At 47.3% G+C, this 3788-nt stretch carries 2 protein-coding genes; both read right to left on the reverse strand.

From position 1 onward, the window contains the following. Window positions 1–92: 92 nt before the first annotated feature. Entirely contained in the window at window positions 93–1202 is a 1110-nt protein-coding gene (locus BZG80_RS15505; RefSeq protein ID WP_077679759.1) for a methyl-accepting chemotaxis protein, read from the reverse strand. 63 nt (window positions 1203–1265) lie between these two features. Continuing rightward, complete coding sequence (locus BZG80_RS15510; protein WP_077661622.1) at window positions 1266–3506, reverse strand: nitric-oxide reductase large subunit; 2241 nt, start codon at window positions 3504–3506, stop codon at window positions 1266–1268. Window positions 3507–3788 lie beyond the last annotated feature (282 nt).

Consider the following 3788-nt stretch of genomic DNA (forward strand, 5'->3'; position numbering starts at 1 on the left):
TTACCAATCTTATTGTTTAAAGTCAAAGAGAGTGTATTCGCGAATAACGTCCAGTAACTGATACATCGCGGTTTTGGTATCGGGTTTGCGGCTCATACATCCTCCAGTAAACTCTCCGACATTGTGCGAATGTGCTGACTCACCTCGCGGTTGTATTGCTCCATTTTCTCAAGCTCTTGCTGAGCTAGGCCGTGGTCGTCTTCTTTTATGGCGTCGATAACTGCTTGTGCACAGACGTGAACTCGGTCGTGAGGCGCTTCAATGGCCTGATAACTTGAATGCGCTTTAAAACGCTCGCGAAATAATTCCGAGTAATACCATCGACCAATGCCACATTCGTCAGAATCAACAACATTGCAGTCACTCGCATTTAATGTGCCCAAATACACACGGTATACGTCCATGCGCAATTGCATTTCTTCAATGTTGGCTAGCTCAATTTGCGCCAGTAACGCACTGTTAGAAATACTGCCGCCCAGTTGCTTAATGTGCGTATTTTCTTCGGCCAACGACGCTAAATATTGCTTTGTCGACTCAATATTTTCACGTGTGGTGTACATGGCTTCAACACTCAAAGAGTGACTTGAATCAACACCTTGTACAATTTGTCCCACTTTGTCGTTAATGCGATCGGTCAATTCGGTGGTGCGCTGAGAAAGCGCTCTAACCTCGTTAGCAACCACAGTAAAACCACGTCCATGTTCGCCGGCACGTGCAGCCTCGATATTGGCATTCAGACTCAACAAGTTAGTGGTTTCAGCGACACCGCGGACATCGCCACTGGTTTGTTCAATTTCCTGAGTATGGCCCTTTAACGCTGCGATACTCTCGGAAGTTGACTCAATATCACCGACAATCGACGACAAATCCCCTACTACTGCAGACATAGTGGACTCACCTGACTGATTATTTTGGTCAATAGTGAGAATGGTTTCCCGTTCGCGTTGTAGCAAGTTACTGAGTTGCGAAAAGGTGTTTTGGTAACCGGATAATGATTCTGTGAAGTTCTCAATGAAAGACAAGCGTTGCTGGTAGTCAGCGAGCTCTTTCTGCTGCTGGGAGATGGTTTTATTAGCTGATTCAAGTTGACCTAACAGGGTGCTGTTTTCTGACTCGAGCTGTTCAATACGTTGTCGTAACTGTGACTGGGTTGACGAGCATTGATTGCTGCGGACGTATCCTAGTTTTTCGATTAACTGCATGGGATCTCCAAAAAGGAAAACCAAGCCTCCACATAAAATCGTACAAGCTTGGTTTATTAAGAGCTAAGCAGATTTATGGCGTAAACCTTTAATGACCTGCCAAGTGATAGCGAATGCACCCACGATGAAGACCATGTCACCGACAGTACGGAACCAACGCAGGTTCTGCAACAGTGGTTGTTGCATGAAGGCTTCGCTTCGTGCGTACCATAAACCTTCAGTTGCAGCGGCGTAGAACTGAATGAAACCGACTGGCAGCAAGCTGGTGAAGAGCATCAGCGCTAAGCCAATGTTCATTGTCCAGAAAGCCATTTTCATCAGCTTTTCGTCGAACTGCAGATTAGGGCGAATGTAGCGCAGTATCAGCAATACAAAGCCCAATGCCAGGAATCCGTAAACACCAAACAGTGCTGCGTGTGCGTGAGTAGGCGTAGTGTTGAGACCTTGTACATAGTACAGCGAGATAGGCGGGTTGATCATGAAGCCTAATACGCCGGCACCCAACATGTTCCAGAACGCAACGGCTACGAAGCACAGTAGTGGCCATTTAAGGCGTTGCATCCAGTCTGCACGTTTTTGCAGGCTGTAGTTTTCCCAGGCTTCATAGCCCAGCACAATTAGCGGTACCACTTCTAGCGCTGAGAAAGTAGCGCCCACCGCCATAACCGGTGTGGTTGTGCCTGAGAAGTACAAGTGGTGGAAGGTACCCGGTACACCACCAAGCATGAACAATGATGCTGACGCTAGTGCAGCAACGGTTGCCATGCGGCGAGAGACCAAGCCCATGCTGTGGAAAATGAACGCCAGAGAGGCAGTAGCAAATACTTCGAAGAAGCCTTCTACCCACAGGTGAACAATCCACCAGCGCCAGTATTCCATGATAGAAATGTGAGTGCGCTCGCCGTAGAAGAAGCCGGCACCGTAGAACAGGCCAATGGCAACGACTGAGGCGGTGAATAATGCCAGTAAGTTCTTGTCACCTTTCTCTTTGAAGGCGCCAACAACACAGCGCATCATTAGCACAAGCCAGAAGACGATGCCGAGGAACTTACCAATTTGCCATAAGCGACCTAAGTCGACGTACTCATAGCCCTGGTGACCTAACCAGAAGTTCAAGTGTTCAGGCATGATTTGCGCAATGGCTAACCAGTTACCGATAAAGGTACCTGCGACGACCAGCACCAGCGCCCAGAACAAGACGTCTACGCCAAGTTTTTGGTACTTAGGATCTTTGCCGCCGTTAATAATCGGCGCCAGGAATAAACCTGCGGCTAAGAACCCGGTAGCAATCCAGAACATGGCGGCCTGAATGTGCCAGGTACGAGTCAGTGAGTAGGGGAACCACTCAGAGATATTAATGCCGTAGAACTCTTGCCCTTCAACAGTATAGTGAGCCGTTAAACCACCCAGAAGTACCTGGAACGCGAACAGCGCAACCACAATAAACAGATATTTGCCCAAGGCTTTCTGTGATGGAGTTAGCTTAACCTTCGAGATAGGGTCATGCTCTGGCGCAACCAGCTCTTCTTCCTCTTTGTCGCGTAAGAATGCCCACGCCCAAATTAGGAAGCCAATACCGGCAATTAAGAGAATGACACTGACAATAGACCAAATGATGTTTTCTGCGCTAGGCACGTTGTCTATCAGTGTTTCGTGTGGCCAGTTGTTGGTATAAGTGATTTCGGCATCAGGACGCTCAGTAGCAGCTGCCCATGCGGTCCAGAAGAAGAAGTCATTCATTTGCGCACGGCGCTCAGCTGAAGGCAGTGTGTTTTCCTTCATGGCGTAGCTGATGCGGGTAGGGCGCAACTCAGGGTCGTCACTGAATAGCTTCGAGTAGTACTCACCAGTTTGTTCAATAGCCTGAATACGACGTTCGCTTAAAATAACCGTATTAGACGACTTGTCGTACGTATTAGTGCGGTACTCTTCTTTCAGTTCATATTCGAGCTGGTTTTGTTGAACACCGTCCAGCTCGTCATACGACTTGCCGAAAACTTCCTGTGCCCGAATGTCTAACCAGGCCAGCAGTTCACGGTGCAGCCAGTCGGCTGTCCAGTCAGGCGCTTGATACGCACCATGACCCCAAATAGAGCCTAACTGCATACCGCCCACAGACTGCCACGCGGTTTGTCCGTCAAGAACCGACTCTTCGGTTGCAATGACATTACCGTCGGTACTCATGAACTTATCCGGAATAGGCGGTGCCTCCCGGTAAACTTCCGTTCCAAAATACCCTAAAACACTAAAAGTAATTGCAAGAACACCGATTAGTGTCCACCAAAGCTTACGATACCCAGCCATTGTTGACCCCCTTGATACCACTGAACCACATCATGGGTTGTTACTCCCTCAGATAAGAATGAATATTGATGTTGATCTCATTGTTTTTATGATCAAAGCAAATTCAGTGCCAATATTTAATCATTTGATTTTATTGTGAAATTATCCCTTATGGTTTTTATGACTCAAAAGTAAAGGGTTTTTTTAACCTTATTGGTAAAAAAAACTTAAAAGGTATTTTATACCCTGCACCAGAGGTGTTTAACGTGTTTTTTGAAGTTGATCAATGCACAGTGTTTTATG

Source organism: Salinivibrio sp. MA440, from assembly GCF_001996265.1.
GTDB classification, from domain to species: domain Bacteria; phylum Pseudomonadota; class Gammaproteobacteria; order Enterobacterales; family Vibrionaceae; genus Salinivibrio; species Salinivibrio costicola.